General features: G+C 57.9%; 31 protein-coding genes. 14 read left to right on the top strand and 17 right to left on the bottom strand.

All coding sequences use genetic code 11. From position 1 onward, the window contains the following. Positions 1–3 precede the first annotated feature (3 nt). The 9 genes from PFY00_RS02655 to PFY00_RS02615 form a co-directional block, all read right to left on the bottom strand. Positions 4–303, bottom strand: coding sequence for a chorismate mutase (locus PFY00_RS02655; protein WP_271430961.1), 300 nt, complete (start codon positions 301–303; stop codon positions 4–6). Then, positions 296–901 (bottom strand): GNAT family N-acetyltransferase, encoded by a 606-nt coding sequence (locus tag PFY00_RS02650; protein ID WP_271430960.1) that lies wholly within the window; start codon positions 899–901, stop codon positions 296–298. Before PFY00_RS02650 ends, PFY00_RS02655 begins: the two co-directional genes overlap by 8 nt. Continuing rightward, the gene (locus tag PFY00_RS02645; protein WP_271430959.1) at positions 901–1473 is read right to left on the bottom strand and encodes a GNAT family N-acetyltransferase; all 573 of its coding nucleotides are present in this window, start codon (positions 1471–1473) and stop codon (positions 901–903) included. Before PFY00_RS02645 ends, PFY00_RS02650 begins: the two co-directional genes overlap by 1 nt. After that, the gene (locus tag PFY00_RS02640; protein ID WP_271430958.1) at positions 1470–2003 is read right to left on the bottom strand and encodes a GNAT family N-acetyltransferase; all 534 of its coding nucleotides are present in this window, start codon (positions 2001–2003) and stop codon (positions 1470–1472) included. Before PFY00_RS02640 ends, PFY00_RS02645 begins: the two co-directional genes overlap by 4 nt. After that, on the bottom strand, positions 2000–2527 hold the full coding sequence (locus tag PFY00_RS02635; protein ID WP_271431447.1) for a GNAT family N-acetyltransferase: 528 nt from the start codon (positions 2525–2527) through the stop codon (positions 2000–2002). The genes PFY00_RS02640 and PFY00_RS02635 overlap by 4 nt, the downstream gene beginning before the upstream one ends. 35 nt (positions 2528–2562) lie before the next feature. Next, entirely contained in the window at positions 2563–3096 is a 534-nt protein-coding gene (locus tag PFY00_RS02630; RefSeq protein ID WP_271430957.1) for a GNAT family N-acetyltransferase, read from the bottom strand. After that, the gene (locus tag PFY00_RS02625; RefSeq protein ID WP_271430956.1) at positions 3096–4025 is read right to left on the bottom strand and encodes a hypothetical protein; all 930 of its coding nucleotides are present in this window, start codon (positions 4023–4025) and stop codon (positions 3096–3098) included. The genes PFY00_RS02630 and PFY00_RS02625 overlap by 1 nt, the downstream gene beginning before the upstream one ends. Next, positions 4022–5524, bottom strand: coding sequence for a signal recognition particle protein (gene ffh, locus PFY00_RS02620; protein ID WP_271430955.1), 1503 nt, complete (start codon positions 5522–5524; stop codon positions 4022–4024). Before ffh ends, PFY00_RS02625 begins: the two co-directional genes overlap by 4 nt. Before the next feature lie 290 nt (positions 5525–5814). Further along, positions 5815–6396, bottom strand: a complete 582-nt coding sequence (locus PFY00_RS02615) for an FMN-dependent NADH-azoreductase (protein WP_271430954.1) — start codon at positions 6394–6396, stop codon at positions 5815–5817. Between the two features lie 114 nt (positions 6397–6510). On the opposite strand from PFY00_RS02615, the gene PFY00_RS02610 reads away from it, so the two are divergent. Further along, positions 6511–7392 carry a LysR family transcriptional regulator gene (locus PFY00_RS02610; protein ID WP_271430953.1) on the top strand — a complete coding sequence of 294 codons (882 nt, stop codon included), beginning with the start codon at positions 6511–6513 and terminating at the stop codon, positions 7390–7392. After that, positions 7389–8291: a DMT family transporter gene (locus PFY00_RS02605; RefSeq protein ID WP_271430952.1), complete on the top strand. Its 903-nt coding sequence runs from the start codon at positions 7389–7391 to the stop codon at positions 8289–8291. Before PFY00_RS02610 ends, PFY00_RS02605 begins: the two co-directional genes overlap by 4 nt. Positions 8292–8293: 2 nt before the next feature. Here PFY00_RS02605 and PFY00_RS02600 read toward each other — a convergent pair whose 3' ends face one another. Continuing rightward, positions 8294–8626, bottom strand: coding sequence for an ArsR/SmtB family transcription factor (locus PFY00_RS02600; protein WP_271430951.1), 333 nt, complete (start codon positions 8624–8626; stop codon positions 8294–8296). Between the two features lie 252 nt (positions 8627–8878). Here PFY00_RS02600 and PFY00_RS02595 point away from each other — a divergent pair, with 252 nt between their 5' ends. The 7 genes from PFY00_RS02595 (at position 8879) to PFY00_RS02565 (ending at position 12951) form a co-directional block, all read left to right on the top strand. Continuing rightward, positions 8879–9238 carry an AtpZ/AtpI family protein gene (locus PFY00_RS02595; protein ID WP_271430950.1) on the top strand — a complete coding sequence of 120 codons (360 nt, stop codon included), beginning with the start codon at positions 8879–8881 and terminating at the stop codon, positions 9236–9238. Between the two features lie 4 nt (positions 9239–9242). Further along, positions 9243–9992, top strand: a complete 750-nt coding sequence (locus PFY00_RS02590; protein WP_271430949.1) for a F0F1 ATP synthase subunit A — start codon at positions 9243–9245, stop codon at positions 9990–9992. A gap of 73 nt (positions 9993–10065) precedes the next feature. Then, positions 10066–10290 (top strand): F0F1 ATP synthase subunit C, encoded by a 225-nt coding sequence (locus PFY00_RS02585; RefSeq protein ID WP_072630388.1) that lies wholly within the window; start codon positions 10066–10068, stop codon positions 10288–10290. An 86-nt stretch (positions 10291–10376) separates the two neighbouring features. Beyond that, positions 10377–10928, top strand: a complete 552-nt coding sequence (locus PFY00_RS02580; protein WP_271430948.1) for a F0F1 ATP synthase subunit B' — start codon at positions 10377–10379, stop codon at positions 10926–10928. A gap of 4 nt (positions 10929–10932) precedes the next feature. Beyond that, complete coding sequence (locus PFY00_RS02575) at positions 10933–11499, top strand: F0F1 ATP synthase subunit B (RefSeq protein ID WP_271430947.1); 567 nt, start codon at positions 10933–10935, stop codon at positions 11497–11499. A gap of 209 nt (positions 11500–11708) precedes the next feature. Further along, positions 11709–12518, top strand: a complete 810-nt coding sequence (locus tag PFY00_RS02570; protein WP_271430946.1) for a division plane positioning ATPase MipZ — start codon at positions 11709–11711, stop codon at positions 12516–12518. 277 nt (positions 12519–12795) lie between these two features. Continuing rightward, positions 12796–12951 carry a hypothetical protein gene (locus tag PFY00_RS02565; RefSeq protein ID WP_271430945.1) on the top strand — a complete coding sequence of 52 codons (156 nt, stop codon included), beginning with the start codon at positions 12796–12798 and terminating at the stop codon, positions 12949–12951. Between the two features lie 34 nt (positions 12952–12985). On the opposite strand, the gene PFY00_RS02560 is transcribed toward PFY00_RS02565, so the two are convergent. Both PFY00_RS02560 and PFY00_RS02555 read right to left on the bottom strand, forming a co-directional pair. Then, on the bottom strand, positions 12986–14389 hold the full coding sequence (locus tag PFY00_RS02560) for an aspartate aminotransferase family protein (RefSeq protein ID WP_271430944.1): 1404 nt from the start codon (positions 14387–14389) through the stop codon (positions 12986–12988). 101 nt (positions 14390–14490) lie between these two features. Further along, a complete protein-coding gene (locus PFY00_RS02555; RefSeq protein ID WP_271430943.1) occupies positions 14491–15162 on the bottom strand; it encodes a GntR family transcriptional regulator in 672 nt (223 codons plus the stop codon). Positions 15163–15317: 155 nt separating this feature from the next. On the opposite strand from PFY00_RS02555, the gene PFY00_RS02550 reads away from it, so the two are divergent. The 5 genes from PFY00_RS02550 to PFY00_RS02530 all read left to right on the top strand — a co-directional run bounded on the left by PFY00_RS02550 (position 15318) and on the right by PFY00_RS02530 (position 20948). Next, positions 15318–16400 (top strand): polyamine ABC transporter substrate-binding protein, encoded by a 1083-nt coding sequence (locus PFY00_RS02550; RefSeq protein ID WP_408648431.1) that lies wholly within the window; start codon positions 15318–15320, stop codon positions 16398–16400. Positions 16401–16467: 67 nt separating this feature from the next. Beyond that, positions 16468–17862, top strand: coding sequence for an ABC transporter ATP-binding protein (locus tag PFY00_RS02545; protein WP_271430941.1), 1395 nt, complete (start codon positions 16468–16470; stop codon positions 17860–17862). Continuing rightward, positions 17862–18752: an ABC transporter permease subunit gene (locus PFY00_RS02540; protein ID WP_271431446.1), complete on the top strand. Its 891-nt coding sequence runs from the start codon at positions 17862–17864 to the stop codon at positions 18750–18752. Before PFY00_RS02545 ends, PFY00_RS02540 begins: the two co-directional genes overlap by 1 nt. A 58-nt stretch (positions 18753–18810) precedes the next feature. Next, positions 18811–19629 (top strand): ABC transporter permease, encoded by an 819-nt coding sequence (locus PFY00_RS02535; RefSeq protein ID WP_271430940.1) that lies wholly within the window; start codon positions 18811–18813, stop codon positions 19627–19629. Continuing rightward, on the top strand, positions 19626–20948 hold the full coding sequence (locus PFY00_RS02530; protein WP_271430939.1) for an NAD(P)/FAD-dependent oxidoreductase: 1323 nt from the start codon (positions 19626–19628) through the stop codon (positions 20946–20948). The genes PFY00_RS02535 and PFY00_RS02530 overlap by 4 nt, the downstream gene beginning before the upstream one ends. Here the strand turns inward: PFY00_RS02530 and PFY00_RS02525 are convergent, their stop codons facing one another. From PFY00_RS02525 to ilvD, 5 genes are all read right to left on the bottom strand, one after another. Continuing rightward, entirely contained in the window at positions 20949–21863 is a 915-nt protein-coding gene (locus tag PFY00_RS02525) for a DMT family transporter (RefSeq protein ID WP_271430938.1), read from the bottom strand. Positions 21864–22004: 141 nt separating this feature from the next. After that, the gene (locus tag PFY00_RS02520; protein WP_271430937.1) at positions 22005–22382 is read right to left on the bottom strand and encodes a hypothetical protein; all 378 of its coding nucleotides are present in this window, start codon (positions 22380–22382) and stop codon (positions 22005–22007) included. A gap of 19 nt (positions 22383–22401) precedes the next feature. After that, the gene (locus PFY00_RS02515) at positions 22402–23175 is read right to left on the bottom strand and encodes a DUF6478 family protein (protein WP_271430936.1); all 774 of its coding nucleotides are present in this window, start codon (positions 23173–23175) and stop codon (positions 22402–22404) included. A gap of 88 nt (positions 23176–23263) precedes the next feature. Next, positions 23264–24016: a dihydroxy-acid dehydratase gene (locus tag PFY00_RS02510; RefSeq protein ID WP_271430935.1), complete on the bottom strand. Its 753-nt coding sequence runs from the start codon at positions 24014–24016 to the stop codon at positions 23264–23266. Positions 24017–24029: 13 nt separating this feature from the next. Then, entirely contained in the window at positions 24030–25793 is a 1764-nt protein-coding gene (ilvD, locus tag PFY00_RS02505) for a dihydroxy-acid dehydratase (protein WP_271430934.1), read from the bottom strand. Between the last annotated feature and the right edge of the window lie 5 nt (positions 25794–25798).

The raw sequence follows: 25798 nt of genomic DNA, 5'->3' as shown, positions 1-25798 counted from the left end.
CACCTAGGATTGGTGTTTCTCGTGGTGTTGGATGACTTCCTGAATGACGAAGTTCAGGAATTTCTTGGCAAACTCCGGATCGAGGTCCGCTTGGGTCGCCAAATCCTGGAGCCGCGCAATCTGCTTTTGTTCGCGCGCGGGGTCGGATGGGGGAAGGTCGTGTTGCGCCTTGAGGACGCCAACCGCCTGTGTGTGTTTGAACCGCTCGGCCAGCGTGAACACAAGGATTGCGTCCAGCCGGTCAATGCTATCACGATGGCCAGCCAGAATTTCGGCGGCGCGTTGTACGACATCATCAGTCAAGGGCGAAACCTTTCGGTTTAAAGAGCGGATCGGCGTAATGGCTGATTTCCATGTCGATGCCATGGGCCAGCTGCGATCCATCAAGTTGCTGAGGCGAAGGATGACGGTAGACAGCGTCGTGGCCATCCACTGTTGGTGCAGATTTGTCTTTGGTCGCGCCAAGACGTTCGGCCAGACGAATACTGTCCAGGTTCTTTGGATCAATGTAGGACACGGCAGTATCCCAACCTTTTTCTCCATACAGATACCCGCGCACACGGTGCGTCGCTTCCAGCGCAAATCCCTTGCCGGCCCGATCCGGCCAGATGATCCATGCGATCTCGGGCTCGGGCCATTTTGCCGGGAACCATGCGCCGGCCATGCCAACGGTTTCGTCCGTGTCGCGCAGGTGGATCATCCACATGCCGTAGCCACGAATTTCCCAGTGGCCGATCTCTGCGGCATAGAGCATCCATGCTTCGTAGGCATTGAGCGGGCCGCCCATATAGCGCGAACGGTACGAGGCAAAAGTTGCCTTGAAATCAGGATAATCCTCGGGCTCAGGTCCACGCAGTTGAAGACGCTCTGTTTCGAGAATGGGGATGTCGCGATGGCCCATCAGGCAGCCCCCTCTGAAAGGTGCCGGTAGACCAGAACATCCTCGTCCAGTGCCTTTTCAGCAGTGATGTCACGGGCAGCCCCAAGTCGTTCCATCAAGCGAATACAGCGCGTGTTCTCGTGATCGACATAGGATACGACGCTGTCCCACTTAAGTTCCTTGAACGCGTGATCCAGAGCAGCGCGCATCGCCTCTTCGGCATAGCCCTGACCTTCGACGGCTGCAGTCAGGAACACACCCAGCTCTGCCTCCGGGTCATCGTATTCATAGCCAAGGCTGACGAACCCTGCCGATGGCGTGGTTTGCGCATCGATTGTCCAAAGCCCATGCCCATGCAACAGCCAAAGCGCCGTGTAACCGGTAAACTCGGCCCAGGCTTCTTTGCGGGTCAGCGGTCCGTCCATATAAACCGCGCGATCCGAGCACATGATTTCGGCAAATGCGTTGAAATCATAGATGCGCGGTGCGCGCAGTTGCAGGCGTTTGGTGTCGATGCTCGTCACCTTGCCGCCAAGCCGGGCTGCTATACGGGCCGCCGGACCGGGGCGATGCTTTTCACAAGGCGCCTTCATGCTGCGCTCTCCGCCGAGAGATTGGGATGACGGTAGACCACACCTGTCGCGCCCATCAGTTCAATTTCGGACTCGGCTGTGGCCCCCAGACGCTCCGCGAGGCGAACCGAGCGTTCGTTTTCCGGAACGATGAGTGAAATCAACGGACCAAGCCCAAGGCTTTTGTCGGCCCACTGTCGAATTTCAACGGCCGCTTCATAGGCATACCCTTGGCCTTCAAAGCCATCGAACAGATGCCAGCCCAGCTCGGGCTCGGGCCACATAATGTGATTGACGATGCCCGCCCGCCCGACAATGGCACCCGACTCACGGTGTTCAAGCGTGAAGAAACCGTAGCCGCGCAGACTCCAGTGTCCGATGACTGCCAAAAATGCGCGCCATGTCGCGAACTCATCGTTGACCGGACCACCAACAAATGTGGCACGTGGGGAGGCCATAAATGCCGCGACCGCCGGGTAATCCGACTCCAGTGGGCCGCGCAAAATCAGGCGCTCTGTTTCGAGACGCGGGAAACCGGCATTCGCGGTCATGACAGCGCCTCCGGTCCGGGATGGCGCCACAACTCGTCTTCACCCATGTTCTCGTTGTCGTAGAGGCGCTCAAATCGAGCGCCCAGACGGGTGGCGAGAGCTTTGGACCGCATGTTGGATGGCACAATGTTGGACGTCAAAGTGGTAAAGCCCAATTCTTGATAGGCCCAACGCCGCGCCCGTTCCGCCGCTTCATAGGCGATCGACTTGCCTTCAAAACCTTCAAAAACGACCCAGCCCAATTCAGGTTCGGGCCAAGTTTCCGGGTTCCAAATTCCGCTGATTCCAGCCGCCTGCCCCGATGACTTTTCCTCGATGACGAAATAGCCATAGCCATGCCAATGCCAGTGTCCCACGTTCAACGTGAACCAGCGCCAAGCATCACCACGCAGTGGGATATGACCAAAACCTTCCGAGCGAATTGGGTCACGCAGGAAAGCCATGACTGGTTCGGCGTCACGCTTTTCTGGCCCGCGCAGGATCAACCGGTCGGTTTCCAACACAGGTGCGTTGGTCAATGTCAGATCAGATGCCCCGACTGTATTTCGTGCCGCCACGCTCATGCATAGGCCTCCGGGCTTCCATCCGCATCGGGGCTGTGACGATAAACAAGCGTGACCTGTTGTGTTTCTCCAATGGGCATCGGCGCATCCGGGTCATGCGTGGCCCCCAGACGTTCAGCCAAAGCGATGGAGCGTGCATTTTCGGGCGCTATGTAGCTGACCAGTGTTTCCCGGCCCTGCGCCCAGGCCCATTCCAAAGCCGCCGTTGCCGCCTCAAAGGCATAGCCCTTGCCTTCGCCAGCCTCCAGCAGAGTCCAGCCGATTTCAGCTTCGGGAAAATGCGGCGGCTGCATGATGCCAACCTGCCCGACAAAGTCGCCGTCCTTGGTTTCAATGCCCCAGGAACCATGCCCCATGAGATCCCACATCCCCACTTCGGACGCGATCCAGCGCCACGCAGACTTGCGCGGGATCGGACCACCCATGTGCACGGCACGGTCTGTCTCGAACAGGTCGCACAACTGCTCGAGATCGGCCATCACATGGCCGCGCAGCGTCAGGCGCGGTGTATGAAGGGTTGGGGCGGGCATCACTGGTCGGGCGCTCCGAATTTGGAGGTGAGCACGGCAAAATACTCCGCCCTTTTCTGCTCCATCCAGGCATACATTTGCGGCCAATTGGCCCGGTCATGGTAGCTCAGCTCCAAACGGTCGCCCAGAACATGGCCACTTGCATTCTCGCCATACCATGTTGACCCCAGCTTGTCGGCCATCGCTGGTCCGTCAGCGTCAAGCAACTCTTTGGCGGAAAATTTGTCGCCATGGCGTCCGCCGACATAGATGCCACCGCGCTTCTCCCCGATCCAAAGGGACAGGCGGATCGCGCCATCTGCAAAACTGAAATAGGTGTTCCAGCTGCGCTTGGGGCGCACTCCTGCGTTGGCCGCCGCAGTATGCGAATTTGCGTAGGTTGTCCAAAACTCTAAACGCGTGTCCGATAGCGGGTCATGGGTTGCGCTGACGCTCTTGCGCTTGTCAGCCAAGCTGCGGCTCCAACCATCTGGCTTTGCAGCAACCTCGAACACGGGCGCTATCGGGCTGCCTCCGATACGCACGACGCGGAGCTTGACCGCAAAGAACGAAAAATCTTCGGACGTGTGCTCGTTCAGCCAGTTGATCGACGACAAATGGGCGTCTCGGAAACTCGGAGCGATCCAGACAATGGTTTTTGCATCGAGGCCAGCCAGATAAGTCATGATCTGACCCAGATGTTTGTGATCGGTCGTCTCAAGCTGGTTTTCGATCAGAACGATGGACTCGTCGAGTTGGTTTCTGGCCAGAATATCGGCGGAAAAGCTGTCGACGGCCACTTCGGTGCCCGTCAATTCAAGCGACAGACCGATTGCTTCAGACAAATAGTCAATGTTGTCGGCCAACCACGGCGTGAAGTCGCGGTCCTCCCGCCCCCAAGCGTCGCGAGGGGGGATTTCGATCAGCCGAGAGAAGGCCACCTCGGTCATTTCTTCTTACCAAAGCCCGACAAACCGGGTGGCAGAGCAGCACCGCCGCCCATGCCCGGAAGGCCGCCGGGACCACCCATGGCTTTGGCGGCTTGCTCCAGCGCTTTGGGGTCCATCTGTGATGGATCCATACCGGCAGGCATACCGCCTTTGCCGAACATGCCGCGCATGGCTTGTTTCAGCATGCCGCCTTTGCCCATCTTGCCCATCTTCTTCATCATGTCGGACATCTGACGCTGCATCTTGAGCAGTTTGTTCAGATCAGACACTTCCATACCCGCGCCCTTGGCGATGCGTTTCTTGCGGCTCGCCTGCAAAATCTGCGGATTGGCCCGTTCCCGTTTGGTCATCGAATGGATCAAGGCGATCTGCTGGCGCAGGATCTTGTCGTCGATGCCTGCGTCGCCCATTTGCTTGGCGGCCTTCGCCATACCCGGCATCATGGACATCATGCCTTCCATGCCGCCCATCTTGATCATTTGCTCTAGCTGCATCTTGAGGTCGTTCATGTTGAACTGACCCTTGGAGAAGCGCTTCATCATGCGTTCGGCCTGTTCGGCCTCCAGCGTCTGTTGCGCCTTTTCCACGAGGCTGACGATGTCGCCCATGCCAAGAATTCGGCCCGCGATCCGATCCGGCTCAAAGGTTTCGAGCGCGTCCATCTTTTCGCCCAGACCGACGAACTTGATCGGCTTGCCAGTGACAGCGCGCATGGAAAGAGCCGCACCGCCGCGGCCGTCACCATCCATACGGGTCAGAACAACACCCGAGATGCCGATGCGTTCATCGAAATTTTCGGCTGTATGCACTGCGTCCTGACCGGTGAGACCATCGACCACCAGCAGCGTTTCGCGCGGGTTGGCCACGTCACGGACCGCTTCGACCTGTGCCATCAGTTCTTCGTCGATGGACAGGCGGCCCGCGGTATCCAGCATATAGACGTCATAGCCACCCAGACCGGCCTGCGTCTTGGCGCGCTTGGCGATTGCGACCGGATCTTCGCCCTTGATGATGGGCAAGGTGTCGACACCAATCTGTGTACCAAGGATGGCCAGCTGCTCCATCGCAGCCGGGCGGTTCACGTCCAGCGACGCCATCAGTACCTTTTTGCCGTCCCGCTCCTTGAGCCGTTTGGCCAGCTTGGCCGTGGTCGTCGTTTTACCACCACCTTGCAGACCAACCATGAGGATCGGCGCAGGCGGGCTATCGATTTTCAGAGACCCCGGTTCACCCTCACCGCGCAAAACACCAATCAGCTCGTCATGGACAATTTTGACAACCTGCTGGCCGGGCGTGACGGATTTGGTCACCGCTGCGCCTGTGGCTTTCTTTTCGACCGCCTTGATGAACTGCCGCGCAACGGGCAGCGACACGTCGGCCTCCAGCAGAGCAACGCGCACTTCCCGTAGGGCTGTTTTGACATCGTCTTCGCTCAGCGCGCCCTGCTTGGTCAGACGATCAAATACGCCACCGAGACGTTCAGATAGATTTTCGAACATTGGCCCACTGGCCCCCTTCGTTTTCCGCGGTTGCCCTAAAGGTAAGGGGCCGCAGCGCGTATCTCAATTGCCAAGACCCAATGCGCGACAGCCCCCGTGGGCGCAACGCGCTGACGGAGGGCGATCCCGGCAATAGCCATGGGACCGGAAGATATAGTAGCTCTTCCGGGGTTGGCGCGCGTTTACGCGCCGCGCCCCTCAGAGTCAAGCAAGACAGGTCATTGGGCAGCGTCACGAGGTGCCGGAGTGATCCCGGCGCCCCCCTGTGCGCGTGGCCCGCGCGTCTTCGATCACGCAGCAAGGGCCGCGATGTCGTTGACCGCGCGCTGCATGGAAGCATCCGCATCGACCATCAGTTTGTCGGACCGCACAACCTGCACATCCTCGATCCCGATGAAGTTCATCACGTGCCGCAACCAAGGTGTCGCGAAATCGATCGGGCTATCGACTTCGGTACCGCCAGAAGCAACGACCAAGATCGCACGTTTTCCCTTTAACAGACCTCGCGGCCCATCGGCGGTGTATTCAAAGGTGATGCCAGCGCGTGCAATCTGGTCAAACCAGGCCTTAAGCGAAGACGGAACGCCGAAGTTGTAGATTGGCGTCGAGATCAGAACTGTGTCAGCGGATTTGACCTCGGCAATCAATGTATCCGACAGTGCCAACGCCGCCTTTTCATCCATCCCGCGGTCCTGTTCTGGCGTTCCATTTGCATTCAGCCATTCGGCATTCAGTTGCGGAATGTCCGCCGCGAGATCTCGGTGAACGACCTCTGTGAACTCCAGTTTCTCGACAACTTGGTCCGCTAGGGCACGGCTCACCGATCCATCGGTTCGGGACGACGCATCCAGCCGCAAGAGTTTCTGTGTCATGGTTTTGTTCCTTGGTTTGGTATGAATCACCCCACATACAAAGGATGTTGCATTTTCGAACTCAAGGCACCAAAATGCGCATGAATTGTTATATTTTGCACATATGGACACGCCATGAACAACTGGGACGAAATTCGCACGGCTTTTCAGGTCGCCCGTGCTGGCACGGTTAGTGGTGCAGCAGAAGCATTGGGCGTGCACCACGCGACAGTTATTAGACACGTTGATGCGCTCGAGGCCCAGTTGGGCGTAAAGCTGTTTCAACGCCATGCACGCGGCTACACGGCGACCGAAGCAGGCGAAGATCTTTTGAGGGTGGCGCAAACCACGGACGATCAGTTCCAGCAACTCGAAGGGCGCATCAAGGGCCGTGGCAATGATGTATCGGGAGAATTGCTGGTGACCTCTTTGGTCAGCTTCGCACCCTTGATGGTCGGTATTCTCGCCGATTTCCAAAAAAAATACCCCGATGTTGTCGTGCGCTACCTGACAGACGACCGCGTGTTCCGGTTGGAATATGGCGAAGCACATGTCGCGTTGCGCGCGGGATCGCAGCCCAGTGAACCCGACAATGTCGTTCAACCTTTCTGCACGCTGAACGTTGGCCTCTATGCCAGCCGCAGCTATCTGGACAAACACGGAATGCCGTCAGATCTGGAAAGCCTGAAGACCCACCAGTTTGTGGCACATGATAATCCAGACGGGCGCGCGCCCTTTCAGCGCTGGTTGCGCGCCAACATTCCCTACCGGCAAGTCGTATTCCGCAGCACGGATTCAAGAGTGATGGAACGGGCGATCCTTGCAGGGTCCGGTATTGGCTTTATGGGAACCGAGGACGCCGCAATGCACCCCGATCTTGTGCAGGTCATGGAGCCCGAAGAAGACTGGAGCGCGCCCCTTTGGCTGGTCACGCATGTCGATCTGCATCGAACTGCAAAAGTGCAGGCCTTTCTACAGCACCTAAAAGCGCACACAGGTGTAGGTCGCGCAACGTGAGCACCCCGGCAAACGGGCCCAAGCGCGAAACAGCGCGCGGCCACCTTGCGATGCTTGGCTTCTCAGCTCTGGTTGCCGGGTCGTTTTCCCTAGGCAGCATGGCCGCGCCCTTCATCGATCCCGCCGTTCTGAATGCAGTACGCTTTGTGATTGCGGGCGCTCTTTTGTGGCTAGCCGCTTGGGCGACCGGGGGGATAACCCGCGAAATCAAAGCGGCGCCTTGGCGCTACGTTGCTTTGGCCGCACTTTTCGCGATCTATTTCGTGACAATGTTCGAGGGCCTGAAGACCGCCTCGCCGGTCAGCATGGCTGCTGTTTTCACGTTGAACCCCGCACTGACGGCCGTGTTCGGCTATCTGGTCGTTCGCCAAGTCACCACGGGCTGGATGGCCTTTGCCATTGCCGTGGGCGGCGTCGGCGCGCTCTGGGTCATTTTTCGTGCCGATCTGACTGCGCTTCTGGCCTTTGAAATCGGACGCGGCGAAACGATCTATTTCTGGGGATGCATCGGTCATGCGCTCTATGCGCCATTGCTCCGCAAGCTGAGCCGTGGTGAACCGGCCTTGGCCTTCAATGCCGCCATTCTGACGGCTGGCGCGATCCTGCTCTGCCTATGGGCAGGGCCTGCTCTTGTAGCAACGGAGTGGAACGCGCTGCCCCCAATCGTCTGGATCACAATCGGCTATACCGCCGCTGTGGCCACAAGCCTGACATTCCTGCTGCTACGCTTTGCAGCACTGCGGCTGCCCTCTGCCAAGGTCATGGCCTACACCTACCTGACGCCCAGTTGGGTGATCCTATGGGAAATCGCCTTGGGACGGGGCGCGCCACCCGCTTTGGTTCTTCCGGGCGTGGCGCTGACAGCCTTGGCGCTGCTGATGCTACTACGAGACAGATGAAATCAGGCGTCGCTGTCCCGCAGCTCGCTTTCCAGAAAACGCTCAAGCCCATCCAGATCGATCTCTTCGAACTGACCGAAACCCTTCATCCAGACTGAGGCCGCCCGCATGGCGTCCGGCTCAAGCTTGCACCATTTCACACGGCCACGTTTTTCCTGGCTGATCAGTCCGGCACGGGTCAGGATCATGAGATGCTTTGAGATGGCGGCCAGCGACATCTCAAACGGCTCGGCAACGTCCGTCACGGCCATGTCATCCTCAAGCAGCATCATAAGGATACGCCGTCGCGTCGGGTCCGCCAAAGCGGCAAAAACTGCATCAAGGGGGTCAGGCATATTGTGAGCACCAAGCCAACATAGCGAGGCAATGACCCGCCGCCGCCGAAAACTCAACCAAAAAGTTGAATTTACTAAAGCGGCCGTTTTGCCGTCATTTAGCCCTGCGGCGCATTGACCGCACCAAAACACCAACCGCAAAACCCATTTATTTTCAGTGAGTTATCTTACCCCTTCACCTCATGAACCCAGCATTGACTCAGGCAGACCACACGAATAGCAAGACGCAAACCTCAAATTGGGGGCTTTCGCGTGACTGACGTGGATCCGAAACGGAAACTGCAGGAACTAGAAGCCAAGCTGGCGGCACGGCGCGAGTCGCAGGTTGTCGAGAAAGCCCACCAGGAGGAACACTATTCACAGGCACAACTGGCCTGGCGGATGGTAACTGAGATGGTGGCCGGTCTGGGGATCGGTTTTGGCATCGGATACGGGCTGGACGTGGTTTTCGGAACCCAGCCGTTTCTAATGGTGCTGTTCACATTGCTGGGTATCGCGGCGGGCATCAAAGTGATGATGTCCAGCGCCGCTGAAATCCAGAAGGCACAAGAGGCGCGGGCATCCGCGTCAGACGACGACACAAGGGGCGAAGGCCCCGACGCGAGAGGGTAAGGCGATGGCCGCAGATAAAGCTGAGGGCGGACTGGTTTTCCACCCGATGGATCAGTTCATCATCAAACCGCTGTTTGGCGACGGCGCAATTGGTATGTTCACCATCACCAACATCACGCTCTGGCTGTTTCTGGCAGTGGTCGCGACCGTATTGCTGATGGTGTTTGGGACTTCCAAACGAGCAATCGTTCCGTCGCGCAGCCAGTCAATCGCAGAACTGGCGTATGGCTTTATCTACAAGATGGTTGAAGACGTGACCGGCAAGGACGCGGTTAAGTACTTCCCTTACATCTTCACGCTTTTCATCTTCATCCTGATGGCCAACTTCCTGGCGCTGCTGCCGATGTCCTACTCGCCGACATCGATGATCGCAGTCACCGCGGTTCTTGGCTTTGGGGTGTTCATCGTCGTGACCATCCTTGGCTTTGTGATCAACGGCGCAAGCTTCCTGAGCCTGTTCTGGGTGTCTTCTGCCCCACTGGCATTGCGTCCAATCCTGGCCATCATCGAAATCATCTCGTATTTCGTGCGTCCGGTCAGCCACTCCATTCGTTTGGCGGGCAACATCATGGCCGGTCACGCTGTTCTCAAAGTGTTTGCTGGCTTCGCCGCAATCACAGCGGTTGCACCACTGGCGATCTTTGGGATCGTCGCGATCTACGCACTGGAAGTGCTCGTTGCCTTCATTCAGGCCTACGTGTTCACCATCCTGACCTGCGTATACCTCAAGGACGCATTGCACCCGCATCACTAACGACAGGGGCGTGCGCGCACGCTTCCTACCGCGAATACCAAACACTCAACTTCCAATCGTAAGGAGAATTCACATGGAAGGCGATCTCGCACACATCGGCGCAGGCCTGGCAGCAATCGGTTCCGGCGCAGCCGCCATCGGGGTGGGCAACGTGGCTGGCAACTTCCTTGCCGGCGCACTGCGCAACCCATCCGCAGCAGCGGGCCAGACGGCCACGCTCTTCATCGGTATCGCATTCGCAGAAGCGCTGGGCATCTTTGCCTTCCTCGTGTCGCTGCTGCTGATGTTCGCCGTCTAAACCGCGGAACTTAAGATCCTTACGCGCGGGCGGTGCACCGCATGATGCACCGCCCGATGTAACGACACCGTTCCACGGAGGACGACATGGCGACCGAATCCAACGGGGCCACATCCACAAGCACTTGCGTCGGACCAGATGGCAGCGCCATCGGCATGCCGCAGCTGTGCTTTGAATGGTTCCCCAACCAGATTTTCTGGCTGGTCATCACGCTTGTGGTGATTTTCTTCGTGCTGTCGCGCATCGCGTTGCCGCGTATCGCGTCCGTTCTGGCCGAGCGTCAGGGAACGATCACGACAGACATCGCCGCCGCCGAAGATCTCAAGCGCAAGGCTGAAGAAGCCGAAGCTGCTTATGACAAGGCACTGGCCGATGCCCGGGCCGAAGCGCAATCCATCGCGCAAAAGACCCGTGATGAAATTAAGGCTGAACTCGACAAGGCCATGGCAAAGGCGGACGCTGAAATTTCAGCCAAAGCAGCCGAGTCGGAAAAGGCCATCAGCGATATCCGCGCAACTGCGATGGAAAACGTTGAAGCCGTAGCCAAAGACACCGCTGAAGCCATCGTTTCGGCGCTGGGCGGCAAGGCCGATGCCAAAGCAGTGGCAGCCGCTGTCAGCAACCGGATCAAGGGGTAAGGCCATGCGCAAGACAACAATCTTTAGTCTGCTCGCGGCCTCAGGCTTTGCAACGCCAGCATTGGCAGCCAAAGGCCCCTTCCTGTCACTTGGCAACACCGACTTTGTCGTGCTGATCGGCTTTCTGCTGTTCTTGGGTGTTCTGATCTACTTCAAGATACCAGGCATGCTGAGCGGTATGCTCGACAAGCGGGCCGCTGACATCCAGTCTGAACTGGACGAAGCCCGTGCCCTGCGCGAAGAAGCACAAAGCCTGCTTGCCAGCTATGAGCGCAAGCAACGCGATGTGCAGGAGCAAGCAGAACGCATCGTTGCCCACGCCCGCGAGGAAGCCGAACTGGCAGCCGAGCAGGCCAAGGAAGACATGAAAGCCTCTGTTGCGCGCCGTCTGGCCGCAGCCGAAAGCCAGATTGCTTCTGCAGAGGCATCCGCGGTCAAGGAAGTGCGCGATCGCGCCGCCACGATCGCCGTTGGTGCCGCTCAGGAAGTCGTGGCCAAGCAGATGACCGCCAAGAACGCTGGCAAGCTCATCGATGACGCGATTGCCGAAGTGGGTGCCAAGCTGCACTAACGCTTTGCGACAATTTACGAGAGGCCCGGCCACTGTGCCGGGCCTTTTTTGTCGGCAGTACATCCTGTCAAAACGGAAAACCGCTCTGCGACCGACACGCCACGCAGCGTACAAACTATTCGAGCGGCGGGTTTTCTTGATCGAAAGCGCAGAATAAAGTGCGCGACATCACCCGCAGGGAACATGCGGGCAAACATAAAGGGCACGCAGTGGCACATATTATCGTCGTCGGAAACGAGAAGGGCGGAGCGGGCAAGTCGACCGTCTCCATGCATCTGGGAACCGCCTTGGCCAGAATGGGCCATCGCGTCGGCGCTCTTGATCTCGATCTGCGCCAAAGGAGCATGGGTCGCTATCTCGAAAACCGCCGGACCCATCTGGAAAAGCTGGGCATCGACCTGCCAAGCCCTCATTCCGTTGACCTGCCAGACATCGATCAGGCATCGCTCGCACCCGGCGAAAATGCATACGACCATCGCCTGTCCAAGGCCGTCGCTGAGCTTGAAGACAAAAGCGACTTTATCATTATCGATTGCCCCGGATCACACACGCGTCTCAGTCAGGTGGCGCATTCTCTGGCCGATACGCTGGTGACACCGCTGAATGATAGCTTCATCGACTTTGATCTGCTGGCGCACATCGACGCTGATGGCGACAAGATCCTCGGCCCCTCGGTCTACTCGGAAATGGTCTGGTCAGCCCGTCAGTTGCGGGCGCAGGCGGGGCTAAAGCCAATCGACTGGATCGTGTTGCGCAACCGACTGGGCAAGCAGAACATGGTCAACAAGATGAAGATGGAAAAGGCGCTGACGCGGCTGGCCAAGAGGATTGGATTCCGCATTGCCCCCGGCTTCACCGAGCGGGTCATATTTCGCGAACTCTTCCCGCGTGGCCTTACGCTCCTTGACCTCAAGGACATCGGTGTAAAGCAGCTCAATATTTCCAACGTCGCCGCGCGTCAGGAACTGCGTGACCTGATGAAAGCGCTGAAGCTTCCGGGCGTCGAGGTGCGGTTCTGAAGCCTGACCGCTCAGAACTTTGGTTCAGGCTGATTTTCAGCCTCGGCGGTCTTTGTCTTCTGGGCGCGGCCGTGGCCATCCGGGGGTGGCCACAAGGCCCGGCCCTTTTCGAAGTCATCGGCGTGGCCGGCGCTTTCTTTGGCGGCACGGCGATCTGGACGATCTACAAACTCGTCAAGAGTGAAGACTGACCACCCACCTGACATAAATCTCTGAGACAGCGACGGAAGCTGTCGCCCCATGCGTTCTATCTAGGAACTCACAAAAGGGCGACGCCATGAATTTCTCGGATCGACTAGTTCCCGCCTGTGCCTTGGCAGTGGTCTCGGCTCTTTGCGCGCTTGCGCTGCTAACATCCCAAACACTCGCCAGTGACGGGCAAACGCTTGGTGTCTTGCTCGTGCAGCAGGTCGGCCTGACCGCAGGCGTCTGATCAAACTGCGCAGGCCGCACTGAGGCGCTCGAAATCACATGCGCGGCGCAGCTTCCATCAATCCCTCTGCCTTGAGCTGCTCATGCGCTTCATCAAGGCTTTGCCACGCGCGTTCAAACAGGGTGTCAATCTCGCTCCGTGAAATCACCAACGGAGGCGAGATGATCATCCGATCTCCAACATGACGCATGATCAGATTGTTGGCGAAACACCGTTCGCGGCACATAAACCCGGCTGTGCCTGCATCTGCTGCAAAGGCTGCCCTTGCCGCTTTGTCCGGCGTCAGCGCAATTGACCCCATCATTCCGACGATCTTGGCTTCACCCACCAGCGGATGGTCTGTGAGGCTTGCAAAACGTTCCTGCAGGTAGGGTCCGGTGTCATCGCGCACACCATCAACAATGCCGTCGTCCTGCAAAATCCGCAGATTTTCCAGAGCGACTGCACAAGCAACCGGATGGCCGGAATAGGTGTAGCCGTGATTGAATTCCGTCCCGCTGATGACTGCGGCCACTTCGTCAGACAGGATCGAACCACCGATCGGCTGATAGCCCGAGCTCAAGCCTTTGGCGATTGTCATGATATCAGGCCGGATATTCATGGTCTGACTGCCGAACCAGTTACCGGTCCGGCCAAAGCCGCAGATCACTTCGTCGGCGATCAGCAGAATTCCATATTCATCCACGATCCGCTGAATTTCAGGCCAATAGCTGTCGGGTGGAACGATCACGCCACCCGCCCCTTGAATAGGTTCGGCTATGAAGGCCGCGACATTGTCAGGACCAAGTTCGAGTATCTTGGCTTCGAGCTGGCGCGCCCGTTCCAGACCAAATTCTTCTGGACTGAGATCGCCGCCTTCGGCCCACCAATTCGGCTGGTCGATATGCGCAATCCCGGGAATGGGCATGCCACCCTGTGCGTGCATACCTTTCATGCCACCCAGTGATCCCGAACCCACCGAAGAACCGTGGTAGGCATTCCAACGGGAGATGACCCACTGTCGTTGCGGCTGGCCCTTTTCAGCCCAATAGGTCCGCACCAATCTCAGGTTCGTATCGTTCGCCTCGGACCCGCTTGAAGCATAGAAAACATGATTCAGATCGCCAGGAGCCAGCTCTGCGAGTTTTGCAGACAACTGAATGGCCGGGACATGCGTGGTCTGAAAGAACGTGTTGTAGTACGGCAGTTCAAGCATCTGGCGGCCCGCCGCTTGCGCCAATTCGCGCCGCCCGTAACCGACGTTCACGCACCACAGCCCCGCCATCGCGTCAAGAATGCGATTGCCATCTGAATCGTTCAGCCAGCAGCCATCTGCCCGCGTAATCACCCGCGCGCCCTTTTCGGCCAATTCAGTCCCGGTGGTAAACGGATGCATGTGATGCGCAGCATCAAGAGCCTGCAATTCCGCGGTCGGTGTGTTGGTCGATATCGTGCTCATGAGGGCCTCCGGCTAGGGTCGCCTCAGAATATGATCAAATTTTTGACTGTCAATCGGCACATGCGAATCGATCCCTGTTGAACATCGATTCCGCGCGGCCTCTACGCTTTTTCGATCGCCGCCGAAATAAGGGCCATGCCTTGCTCTACGTCTTCGCGAATGGCCTGCATGGCGACCTCTTGCTGTCCCGAGGCCAAGGCCTCGAGCAGAACCTTGTGCTGATCGGGCACGTTGCGCGTTCCGACCTGTCCGCAGACCATCCGCAGGCTGGGCCCGAACCGTAGCCATAGACTATCGATCAACGCCTTGAAGATCGCGGCGTCCGCCAGATCGTACAGTGCAGCATGGAACGCGTGGTTCTCGACCAGATATTGCCTGATGTCCCCACGTTGAATCGCAGTGTCGAGCCTCTCGTCGATCGCTTGCAAATGCGCGATGGCCTTTGGTGTCGCCTTGGTGCAGGCGGTCCCGACTAAAGGCACCTCAAGTGCAATCCGTGCCTGTGTCAGCTCCAGCACATCAGACTGGGACAACTGCGGCACAACGATCCTGCGGTTTCCTTGTGCCTCCAGCGCGCCCTCGGCAGTCAGTCGGCGCAGGGCTTCACGAACCGGGGTCATGCCTGCACCCAGCAAATCAACCAAACCCTGAATGGTCACGGGCTGCCCCGGTTCCAATTCACCAAACAGCAGCATATCCCGGAACCGCTGATAAACCTGTTCATGAACCGGAGCGCCCGCAAAGGCGCGCTGCCCATCTGCCTGTGTATTCATCGCCCTGACATTCCAATTGCTTTCTTCGGCAAGGGCCATCTTGCACCTAACTGCCGCACATGGAAACATGATCTATATTGCGCCCGCGCGCAAATTTTGATCAAATTCACAGGATCAGGGGCAAAGAGCGACCCCATGACCAACGGGAGTGTATGATGAAAACCCTCATGAGTTTCACAGCCGGCCTCGCGCTGATTGCTGGTATGGCTGCGGCCGAAGAAGTCCGGGTCTACAACTGGTCCGACTACATCGACGAAGAATTGCTTGAGAAATTCGAAGCCGAAACCGGCATCGAACTGATCTACGACGTTTTCGACAGCAACGAAGTGCTGGAAACGAAAATGCTGGCAGGTGGATCCGGCTATGACGTTGTGGTGCCAACCGGCACCTTCCTGCAACGCCAGATCCAAGCTGGCGCTTTCCAAAAGCTGGACAAGTCCAAGCTGTCCAACATGGGCAACATGTGGGACGTGATCGCCGAGCGCACTGCAACGTATGACCCCGGCAACGAATATTCGGTCAACTACATGTGGGGCACGACAGGCATTGGCGTGAACACGGGCAAAGTAGCCGAAATTCTGGGCGACGACGCCCCGATCGGCAGCCTTGCCTTGGTGTTCGATCCAGCAAACATGGAAAAGCTCGCCAGCTGCGGCGTCCATTTCCTTGATGCTCCGACCGAGTTGATTCCGGCGGCGCTGGCCTATGCCGGCATGGACCCGGATCGCAAAGATGAGGACGCTCTGGCCAAGGCCGAAGAAGTGCTGATGGCGGTTCGTCCACACGTGCAAAAGTTCCACAGCTCGGAATACATCAACGCTTTGGCCAACGGTGACATCTGCGTGGCCATTGGCTGGTCGGGCGACATCCTGCAAGCCCGTGATCGTGCGGCCGAAGCAGAGAACGGCGTCGAAATTGCATACAACGCGCCATCCGAAGGTGCCTTGATGTGGTTCGACCAGATGGCGATCCCGGAAGATGCACCAAACCCGGAAGCCGCGCATACGTTCCTGAACTTCATCATGGACGCGCAAAACATGGCTGCGGCTTCGAACTATGTGTACTACGCGAACGGCAACAAAGCCTCGCAAGAGTTCCTTGTCGAAGACGTGATCGGTGACACTGCGATTTACCCGGACGAAGCGGCCCTGCAAAACCTGTACACCGTGACTCCATTCCCACCACGTGAACAGCGCGCGCTGACCCGTATGTGGACCAAGGTCAAGTCGGGCACCTGAGCCGACGCCTTTCCGGCCCGCGCCTGTTTATTGGGGGCGCGGGCTTTTTTCATGCGCCGGAGCCGCAATGGCACAGTCAAAAGTTAAACCAAAGCAATCCCCCAGCACCGCAGCGTTTGAGCCGTGGAACGACCCCATCGAAAAACCGTTGATTCAGTTCAAGGGTGTGACCAAGCGCTTTGGCGACTTCACCGCAATTGACAACCTGACCCTGGACATCTTTGAACGCGAATTTTTCGCTCTGCTCGGGCCCTCAGGCTGCGGCAAGACAACGATGATGCGGATGCTGGCCGGGTTTGAAACACCAACAGAAGGGCAAATTTTGCTCTCAGGCCGCGACATCGGTGATGTTCCCCCGAACAAGCGCGCGGTGAACATGATGTTCCAGAGCTACGCGCTGTTCCCGCATCTGTCCGTATGGGACAACATCGCATTTGGTCTGCGCCGCGAAAAGCGCGACAAGGATTCGATCGCATCGCGGGTCGACGAAATGCTGAGGCTGACACGCCTTGAGAAATTTGCGAACCGCAAGCCACATCAGATTTCCGGAGGTCAGCGCCAGCGTGTGGCCTTGGCACGTTCGTTGGCAAAGGCTCCAAAGCTGTTGCTGCTGGACGAACCGCTTGGGGCGCTTGATCGCAAACTGCGCGAAGAAACGCAGTTTGAATTGATGGACATTCAGGAAACAACGGGCACCACATTTGTCATTGTCACCCATGATCAGGAAGAGGCGATGACCGTGGCAAGTCGCGTCGCCGTCATGGACGAAGGCAAGATGGTTCAGGTTGCGACGCCACAGACGATCTATGAGGCCCCCAATTCGGTGTATGTTGCGAGCTTTATCGGTGATGTGAACCTGATCCGGGGCACGGCCAATCTGCGCAATGTAGCGACCGCTGCGCCCGCGGCACCGGAATCGGAAACCAAGCCAGAACCCGTCACGAAAATCGAAACTGACGAAGATCCGCGAAAACCGCAGCCAAATGACTATGGCAAGTGGCTGCATGATCGTCTGCTTGCTCCAATTCTGGGACAGCGCGTTGACGAACCCAAAGCCCTGCCTGCGCCCACCAAAGCCGAATTGGCGGCCGCTGCAGAACTTCAGGCGCCAGTCCACGTTCCTGAGGGCGGCCTGACCATTGATTGGGCGGAAAACACACCTGCGTTGATCGCGGCCAACGGCGATCCTGAATTTGACGGCAAAGAAGTTGTGCTTGCGTTGCGTCCGGAAAAAATGGGCATCGCCAAAACCAAACCTGACGCGCCCAACGTGATGCGTGGCAAGGTCATCGACATTGCCTACTTGGGTAACATCTCGACCTACCATGTCGAGCTGAAGACCGGCACGATGGTCAAGGCACAAGTTGCCAACACCCGTCGCGTATCCCGCCGCAACATCACATGGGAAGACGAGGTCTGGGTCAGCTTTTCCGCCACCGCCGGCGTGGTGCTGACCGAATGATGCGGCGCACCTTCCTCATTGCTCTGCCTTATATTTGGCTGTTGGCACTGTTTCTGGTGCCCTTTGCCATCGTGCTCAAGATTTCGCTGTCCGACATCGCACTGGCGCGTCCCCCTTACATGCCGCAACTCGATCTTACCGGAGGTCTTGCTGCGGTTTGGGACTTTATCACTCAGCTGGATTTTGAAAATTTTGTCTTTTTGACAAGCGACGATCTCTACTGGAAGGCCTATCTGAGCTCACTCAAAATCGCCGCGCTGTCCACGGCAATCACTTTGGTGGTCGGCTACCCAATTGCCTACGCCATGGCCCGCGCCGCAAAGGAATGGCGCCCGACGCTTTTGATGCTGGTCATTCTGCCCTTCTGGACCAGCTTTCTGATCCGGGTTTACTCGTGGATGGGGATACTTTCGACAGAAGGTGTGCTGAACCAGTTCCTGATCGGAATCGGAGCAATCTCTGAACCGCTACAGATTCTGAATACGCAGACAGCAGTCTACATCGGGATCGTATATACCTACCTGCCGTTCATGATCCTGCCGATCTATTCGGCGCTGGAAAAGCTTGATGACAGCCTGCTCGAAGCGGCAGAGGATCTGGGCTGTTCACGCACCACGGCGTTTTGGCTGGTGACCTTGCCGCTGTCCAAGGGCGGCGTCATCGCAGGGTGTTTTCTGGTCTTCATCCCAACACTGGGTGAGTTTGTCATCCCATCGCTGCTCGGTGGGTCAGAAACGCTGATGATCGGAAAAGTTCTGTGGGAAGAGTTCTTTTCGAACCGGGATTGGCCGGTCGCGTCGGCCGTGGCCGTCATCCTGCTTCTGATCCTGATCATCCCAATCGTCCTGTTCCAACGCAACGAACAAAAACAGCGCGAGGCAGAAGGATGACCGGCTCGCGCTCACCTCGTTTTGATCAGTCGAACACCCATGCCAACGGGTGCACGTCATGAGACAGTTCAGCTGGTTCAACGCAACGTCCCTGACGCTCGGCTTTGCCTTTCTGTACCTGCCGATGATCATTCTTGTGATCTATTCGTTCAACGAATCCAGACTGGTCACCGTTTGGGCCGGGTTTTCAACCAAGTGGTACGGCGAACTCCTGCAGAACGAAGAATTCCTCGATGCCGCATGGGTCACGGTCAAGGTCGCGTTCTTTTCATCAACACTGGCCACCGTGCTGGGCACCATGGCCGCGCAGGTTCTGGTGCGTGGCGGTCGGTTCCCCGGGCGCACCCTGTTTTCCGGGATGATCTACGCGCCCTTGGTCATGCCAGAGGTTATTACTGGCCTGTCTTTGCTCTTGCTCTTTATCGGCATTGGGCTGGATCGCGGCGTGCTGACTGTCGTGCTGGCCCATACGACGTTTTCGATGTGCTTTGTGTCCGTGGTCGTGTCCTCGCGGCTAACCAGTTTCGACCGTTCGCTCGAAGAGGCTGCGCTCGATCTGGGCGCATCACCGTTCGATGCCTTCCGGCTGGTCACCCTGCCAATCATTGCGCCTGCTGTTATCTCTGGTTGGTTGCTGGCCTTCACGCTGTCACTCGATGATCTTGTCATCGCAAGTTTTACAACGGGGCCCGGAGCAACGACGTTGCCGATCAAGGTATTTTCGGCGGTCAGGCTGGGAGTCAGCCCCGAAATCAATGCCCTTTCAACCATCATGATCGGCATTGTCACGGTGGGTGTCATCACGGCCTCGCTAATTTCCAAAAGGACCGCGCTGCAACAGGCCCGCGACGAACAGGCCGCTGCGCGTACCGCATGAAGCGGATTTACGAGCCCGCCGCCTATGGCCCGCAAGGCGCCTGTTATTGGGCCGACACGGTTGAGCCCGCCTCCTGGGGTGCGTTGACAGAAGACCTGCAAACCGACGTGGCCATTATCGGCGGTGGGTTTACCGGGGTTTCAGCGGCCTACCATCTTGCTCAGGCAGGTATCCAGACAACCGTGCTCGAAGCGGAACACTCAGGCTATGGTGCATCGGGTCGCAACGGCGGATTTTGCTGTCTCGGCGGAGCCAAGGCATCGCGGGCCTCGCTTGCCCACCGGTTCGGAAAAGATGGATTGGCGGAATGGCGGCAAACAGAAGTTGCCGCTGTAGACCTGGTGGGCAGCCTGATCGATCAATTGGCTCTGGACGTCGATAGACACTCACAGGGTGAAACTCTGCTGGCGCATTCCGCCAAAGCCTGGTCCTCCATGCAGTCCGAGGCCGCGACTGCCGCAGAAGACTACGACGTTTCGCCCATTTTGACCCCGCAGCACGCGCTTCGGCAGGATGGGCTGGGCGGGCCATGGCACGGCGCCATGACGATTCCGATCGGCTTTGGCCTGAACCCCCGAAAATATCATTCGGGACTTGCTCAGGCTGCAATCGGAGAAGGTGCACAGTTGTTTGATTTCTCGCCGGTCGAGTCTCTGGACCGATTTGGGGACAACTGGCGCCTGCGAACACCGAAAGGGACGATCACCGCGCAGCGGGTCATTTTGGCAACCAATGGATATTCGTCCGAAGATCTGCCCGATTGGCTACGCGCCCGCTATCTGCCAACGCAATCCAGCGTGATCGTCACGCGCCCTCTGACCGATGCCGAGCTTGATGCAGCCGGTTGGCATTCAAATCAGATGGCATACGACAGCCGCACCCTGCTGCACTACTTCCGCCTCATGCCCAATCGAAGGTTTCTCTTTGGGATGCGCGGCGGCCTAAAGGCCAGCGCACGTGCAAACACACGGATCGAAGCACAAATTCGCAAGGATTTCGCCAGACTGTTCCCGGCATGGAGCGCAGTGGAAATCACCCATAGCTGGCAAGGACTGGTGTGTCTGATGGCTGGCCTGACGCCATTTGTCGGACCTGTTCCGGGTCACAATGGGCTGTTTGCAGGCCTAGGATTTCACGGCAACGGTGTTGCGATGGGCACCTACGCCGGCAAACTGCTGGCCTCACTTGCACAGAATGAAGCGCCGCGGAGTAACTATCCCGCCGCGATGAAAGCCGTGCCTAAACGGTTTCCTCTTGGGCGTCACAGACGCGCCCTGCTCTGGCCTGCCTATGCTATGGCCAGCGCCTTTGATCTTTAGTCAGCCGTTCGGGGTCATGCCCGGACGCGCCTTGCCACGACGCAGACCAAGCTGGCGTTCGCGCCAGATGATCAAGATACCAGCCAAAACAACGATGCCCGATCCGATCAGAACCATGGTTGTGGGCGTTTCGTCAAAAAATACGTAGCCGAACAAGATTGCAAAGAGGATGGACGCATAGTCAAACGGCGCCAGCAATGCCGCCTCGGAATGTTTGTAAGAGGTCGTCAGCAAGATTTGCGCAACGCCCCCAATCAGACCTGCTCCGATCAACATGGCAATCGCAGTCCACCCCGGCCAGGTCCATCCAAACGGTATAGTCAGCAGCGCAAACCCGCTGGCTGTGAGCGAAAAGTAAAAGACGATGGCAGAGGTTTCTTCGGTTGCCACAAGACGGCGTATGTGGATTTGCGCCAGCGCGCGAAAGGCCGCCGAGACCAGTGTCAGCCCAGCGCCAATCAGTGCAACGGTTTCGACCTCATCAATCGATAGCCGTGGCCACAACACAATCACAACGCCCACCAGACCAACACCGACGGCGGACAGACGAAACAGGCGCAGCCTTTCGCCCAACAGGGCCGCCGCGAACAAGACCGTCAACAGAGGTGCCGCGTATCCCAGCGCCGTGACTTCGGGCAGTGGCAAAAGACCAAGCGCCGCGAAACCACATCCCATCGCGGTCACACCAATGATGCCCCGCCAGACATGACCCATCGGATTGCTTGCCCGGAACCCTGTCGTCAGATCCCCGCGCAAGGCCAGCCAAGTAATGATCACCGGAATGGCAAAGAAGGATCGAAAGAACACCGCCTGCCCCGGCGGCACATCGGCCGAGGTCGCTTTGATCAGCGATGCCATGATGGTGAAAAGAAACACCGCAGACAATTTGAATAGAATGCCTCGGAAGGGCGACATGAAAACTCCGGTGCTGCTTGGTCAATCAATGAACCTCCGGGCAGCAAGGGTCAATGCAGCGCAGAGCGATCCGGACCCAACATCCGAATTACCGGTCACGTCTTTTGATGTGCGTCGGCGCGTTCGAAACAGGCGTTCAGCCTACATAGTTTCCAGACAATGACGGCGGAAAGCGCGTTTTAGCATATCAAGCTCGGCTCGCAGCAATTCCACTTCGGCACGAATGTCATCGCCCAACACCTCACCAGCAATCAGTGTGAAGCTGTCGAGAACAATGTCGCTGTGCGCATCAAGGATCAAAAAGGTCTGCACACCGTCCCCGATGGCGTCTTTTGGAACCGGCACTTCGACAGCCCAACGTCCGGCCTGCCCCGTATCGGCCAAAACGACACCCGGCACAGTCTGATCGTTCAGTGTGACCACGATGTCCGGGGCCGGCGCCTCTTTGGTCTTGGCCACCAGCAGGCCTTCCCAGACGCCTTCTTTGAAACGTGTCTTGGTCAGTGAGAAAACGCTCATTTCCGGGGTTTCCTTCGGCTCAGAGTTCGGCGCGCTTGCGTCTTGAGAATGTGAGGTCTCGCAGGATCACCTGATTCATTTGCGGTCCTTCGAAAATGAGATCCAGCCAGATCCTCTCGATGCGCTTTTCATTGAGTTTGGTGTAGGCCAGATCAAATTCGACAACGATGTCTTCCTGATTCAACGGCAATTCCCGCACAACCTGTTCGGTGTTCGGGCCGTGTTTGATGTTCAGGCGCGCAAAGATTTCCAGCGGCTTTTCCATCTCAACGATCGTTTCAATCCGGATCAGATGCTTGCGGATCAGCCCCCGCCCTGCGCTTTCAGGCAAATCGACGGCCAGCGACAGATATGAGCCATCGAATTTGAAAACATCCATCCGCAGGCCATAGGCGGCCAGATCGGCCTCACGCATGTTGCGCAACTGGCGCAGAGTCAGTTCCGAGTGACGGCAGTCATGAAAAAGCGTCACCTCTTTGCCAAGCATGGACTTGGACTCGACCGACGACATGCCCGGGGTCGGCAAAGGCCCGCACCACAATTCGGGACGCCACGCCCAATCCGCATCGACCGGTCGAGGAAAGGATTGGTTGCCGATTAACGGCAATGCAAGTCGTCCATCCGCAACTTGGATCAGTTGGTCAACGTGTTGCTTGAGACGGCGTGCCATCGACCGTTGACGGCGCAATTCGGGCAGATCAGTTTCGCCCGCCTGCTTGGCCGCACGTTTCCAACGGCGCAGGGCACCAGAATAGAGCGTGCGCTCAAACCAACCCTGTTTTTCCTGACCCATCAGAAAGTGCCCCGTACCACTTTATGTTTTGTCCCGCATCAAAGTGCAGCGTGTGATTGCATCACATCTGACAACATTACCGACAACTCTAACGATTGAATAAACGCCCTAGCAAGCCGCCACCTTGTGTCGGACCAGACACGGATTGTGACGCTGTTGCATTCGCGCCGCCCGGCGACAGTGTTTCGATGCGTGATTTGACCCGCAACAGCAATGAAACCCCGGCGTCGCCAGCCAGCGGGCTGCCCTTTGGTGCGTAAAGCGCCAAACCGATCAGCCGCTCGCCTTGCACGAAGGCAGCGCGCCAGTGCCGATCATCGCCACCCGCCAGAAATTGCTGTCCGCCCTGGGCCAGATTTGCGGCTACGAAATCATTCGCGCTTTGGCCCATCACGAGCGGCGCACCATGGACGTCCGCCAGCGTGTTCGGACTTGGCAGGTCAGACATATCCCCACGCGGCCCGACGGTCACGGTGATCAGGGCTGGATCAACCGGATCACCGGCACGTCCGCCCGACAAAATCCGGCACGACGCAATCACGGCAAATCCGCGTTCGGTCCGTTTCTGAACTGTGGTCGGATCGATACAGTAGTTGTCAGGTCCGCCGACAATCACGTCTCCACCAGCCAAAGCAACCTTGGACAAGGGTGTTGGCATCCTTGGTCGTGTACCCGGTTTGGCCGCGGTCGAACTGCCAGCGGCAGCATTGCTGTCGTTGCCCAACAAACCACTCAGAAATCCGCCATTACCAGTCTTTTGACTTGGGCCAGACTCGGGAACACCATTCGCGCAGCCCGCCACCAAAAGGCAGCAGGCCAGAACTCGTAAAACAGAACACATGATACCGAACGCCTTACAGGTCGGCGTAGACGTGCTTTTCAGCGCCGCCACCCGGTTGCGTCACCGCACCCTTATAAGTTTCGCCAACCAGCTGAGCATATTTCCACAGGGCGCCGGAAGCATAGATCGTCTCGCGCGGGCCTTTCCAATCCGCCTTGCGGGCTGCCAGTTCATCTTCACTCAGATCCACACTCAGAGAACCAGAGACTGCGTCGATGGTAATCATGTCACCGTCCCGCAGCATCGCGATTGGTCCGCCGTGCGCGGCTTCTGGTCCTACGTGACCCACACAGAACCCACGGGTCGCACCCGAGAAACGGCCATCGGTGATCAGCGCAACCTTCTTGCCCATGCCCTGACCGGACAGCGCAGCGGTCGTCGCCAGCATTTCACGCATACCGGGGCCACCAGCCGGGCCTTCGTTGCGAATAACGATCACTTCGCCTTCTTCGTAGCCGCGCGCTTTGACGGCGGCGAAGGCATCTTCCTCGCACTCGAAGACGCGCGCAGGGCCGGTAAAGACCTGATCTTCTGCCGCAATGCCGGCAACTTTCACAATTGCACCCTGAGGGGCGAGGTTACCCTTCAGACCGACGACACCGCCTGTCTTGGTGATCGGTGTTTCGATCGGGTAGATCACCTGACCATCCGCCTCGCGGGCGATCTGATCCAGTTCCTCACCGATCGTCTTACCGGATGCGGTCATGCAATCCTCGTGGATCAGGCCAGCCTTGCGCAACTCCTTCATCACGACGGGCACACCGCCCGCTTCGTAGAGGTCCTTGGCAACATACTGACCGCCGGGCTTCAGATCGACGAAGTAAGGCGTATCACGGAAAATTTCACATACATCATCGAGGAAGAACTCAATGCCTGCCTCGTGGGCAATTGCGGGCATGTGCAAACCGGCGTTGGTGGAACCACCTGTGCAGGCGACGACGCGCGCGGCATTTTCAAGCGACTTGCGGGTTACGATATCACGGGCGCGGATGTTGTTTTCAACAAGATCCATTACCGCGCGGCCAGATGCCTCGCCATATTGGTCACGCGACTCGTAGGGGGCGGGCATGCCAGAGCTGTTCATCAGCGCGAGGCCAATAGCTTCGGACACACAGGCCATGGTATTCGCAGTGAACTGGCCGCCGCAAGCACCAGCAGAAGGACAGGCAACCCGTTCCAGCATATCCAGCGCTTCGTCAGACATCTGATCGTTCTGATGGCGCCCGACCGCCTCGAACATATCCTGAACCGTCAGGTCACGGGTGCGGAAGTCTTCTGGAATTTCCTGAACCTGAGGCGCTTTACCCGGCAGGATGGACCCGCCGTAGATAAAGACCGAAGGCACATTCAAACGCACCATGGCCATCATCATGCCGGGAAGGGATTTGTCGCACCCGGCCAAGCCGACAATCGCATCGTAGCAATGGCCACGCATAGTCAGCTCAACGGTGTCGGCAATCGCTTCGCGCGACGCCAGCGAAGAACGCATGCCTTCGTGGCCCATCGCGATTCCGTCGGTGACGGTGATTGTTGTGAATTCGCGCGGCGTGCCAAAGCCCTGTTTGACGCCCATCTTGACCGCCTGGGCCTGACGGTTCAGCGCGATATTACACGGGGCTGCTTCGTTCCAGCAGGTCGCAACACCAACCAACGGCTGGTGAATTTCCTCTTCGGTCATACCCATCGCATAGTAGTAAGACCGATGCGGCGCGCGCTCGGGGCCTTCGGTTACATGACGGCTGGGCAGTTTGGACTTGTCGAACGGACGCTTGAGCATCTTGG

It is taken from the genome of Thalassococcus lentus (assembly GCF_028023555.1).
In the GTDB taxonomy this organism is placed as follows: Bacteria; Pseudomonadota; Alphaproteobacteria; order Rhodobacterales; family Rhodobacteraceae; genus Thalassococcus_A; species Thalassococcus_A lentus.
The sequence above is the reverse complement of the archived record's forward strand: the minus strand, read 5'-3'. Positions and strand labels throughout refer to the sequence as shown.

Coding starts and splice junctions, on each gene's coding strand:
- PFY00_RS02530 (WP_271430939.1), top strand. CDS start 19,626: ATGAAGCGGATTTACGAGCCCGCCGCCTATGGCCCGCAAGGCGCCTGT.
- PFY00_RS02575 (WP_271430947.1), top strand. CDS start 10,933: ATGCGCAAGACAACAATCTTTAGTCTGCTCGCGGCCTCAGGCTTTGCA.
- PFY00_RS02650 (WP_271430960.1), bottom strand. CDS start 901: ATGGGCCATCGCGACATCCCCATTCTCGAAACAGAGCGTCTTCAACTG.
- PFY00_RS02625 (WP_271430956.1), bottom strand. CDS start 4,025: ATGACCGAGGTGGCCTTCTCTCGGCTGATCGAAATCCCCCCTCGCGAC.
- PFY00_RS02515 (WP_271430936.1), bottom strand. CDS start 23,175: ATGGGTCAGGAAAAACAGGGTTGGTTTGAGCGCACGCTCTATTCTGGT.
- PFY00_RS02600 (WP_271430951.1), bottom strand. CDS start 8,626: ATGCCTGACCCCCTTGATGCAGTTTTTGCCGCTTTGGCGGACCCGACG.
- PFY00_RS02520 (WP_271430937.1), bottom strand. CDS start 22,382: ATGAGCGTTTTCTCACTGACCAAGACACGTTTCAAAGAAGGCGTCTGG.
- PFY00_RS02540 (WP_271431446.1), top strand. CDS start 17,862: ATGCGGCGCACCTTCCTCATTGCTCTGCCTTATATTTGGCTGTTGGCA.
- PFY00_RS02550 (WP_408648431.1), top strand. CDS start 15,318: ATGAAAACCCTCATGAGTTTCACAGCCGGCCTCGCGCTGATTGCTGGT.
- PFY00_RS02525 (WP_271430938.1), bottom strand. CDS start 21,863: ATGTCGCCCTTCCGAGGCATTCTATTCAAATTGTCTGCGGTGTTTCTT.
- PFY00_RS02615 (WP_271430954.1), bottom strand. CDS start 6,396: ATGACACAGAAACTCTTGCGGCTGGATGCGTCGTCCCGAACCGATGGA.
- PFY00_RS02560 (WP_271430944.1), bottom strand. CDS start 14,389: ATGAGCACGATATCGACCAACACACCGACCGCGGAATTGCAGGCTCTT.
- PFY00_RS02590 (WP_271430949.1), top strand. CDS start 9,243: ATGGCCGCAGATAAAGCTGAGGGCGGACTGGTTTTCCACCCGATGGAT.
- PFY00_RS02565 (WP_271430945.1), top strand. CDS start 12,796: ATGAATTTCTCGGATCGACTAGTTCCCGCCTGTGCCTTGGCAGTGGTC.
- PFY00_RS02645 (WP_271430959.1), bottom strand. CDS start 1,473: ATGAAGGCGCCTTGTGAAAAGCATCGCCCCGGTCCGGCGGCCCGTATA.
- PFY00_RS02510 (WP_271430935.1), bottom strand. CDS start 24,016: ATGTGTTCTGTTTTACGAGTTCTGGCCTGCTGCCTTTTGGTGGCGGGC.
- PFY00_RS02630 (WP_271430957.1), bottom strand. CDS start 3,096: ATGCCCGCCCCAACCCTTCATACACCGCGCCTGACGCTGCGCGGCCAT.
- PFY00_RS02610 (WP_271430953.1), top strand. CDS start 6,511: ATGAACAACTGGGACGAAATTCGCACGGCTTTTCAGGTCGCCCGTGCT.
- PFY00_RS02545 (WP_271430941.1), top strand. CDS start 16,468: ATGGCACAGTCAAAAGTTAAACCAAAGCAATCCCCCAGCACCGCAGCG.
- ffh (WP_271430955.1), bottom strand. CDS start 5,524: ATGTTCGAAAATCTATCTGAACGTCTCGGTGGCGTATTTGATCGTCTG.
- PFY00_RS02555 (WP_271430943.1), bottom strand. CDS start 15,162: ATGAATACACAGGCAGATGGGCAGCGCGCCTTTGCGGGCGCTCCGGTT.
- PFY00_RS02580 (WP_271430948.1), top strand. CDS start 10,377: ATGGCGACCGAATCCAACGGGGCCACATCCACAAGCACTTGCGTCGGA.
- PFY00_RS02640 (WP_271430958.1), bottom strand. CDS start 2,003: ATGACCGCGAATGCCGGTTTCCCGCGTCTCGAAACAGAGCGCCTGATT.
- ilvD (WP_271430934.1), bottom strand. CDS start 25,793: ATGCTCAAGCGTCCGTTCGACAAGTCCAAACTGCCCAGCCGTCATGTA.
- PFY00_RS02585 (WP_072630388.1), top strand. CDS start 10,066: ATGGAAGGCGATCTCGCACACATCGGCGCAGGCCTGGCAGCAATCGGT.
- PFY00_RS02535 (WP_271430940.1), top strand. CDS start 18,811: ATGAGACAGTTCAGCTGGTTCAACGCAACGTCCCTGACGCTCGGCTTT.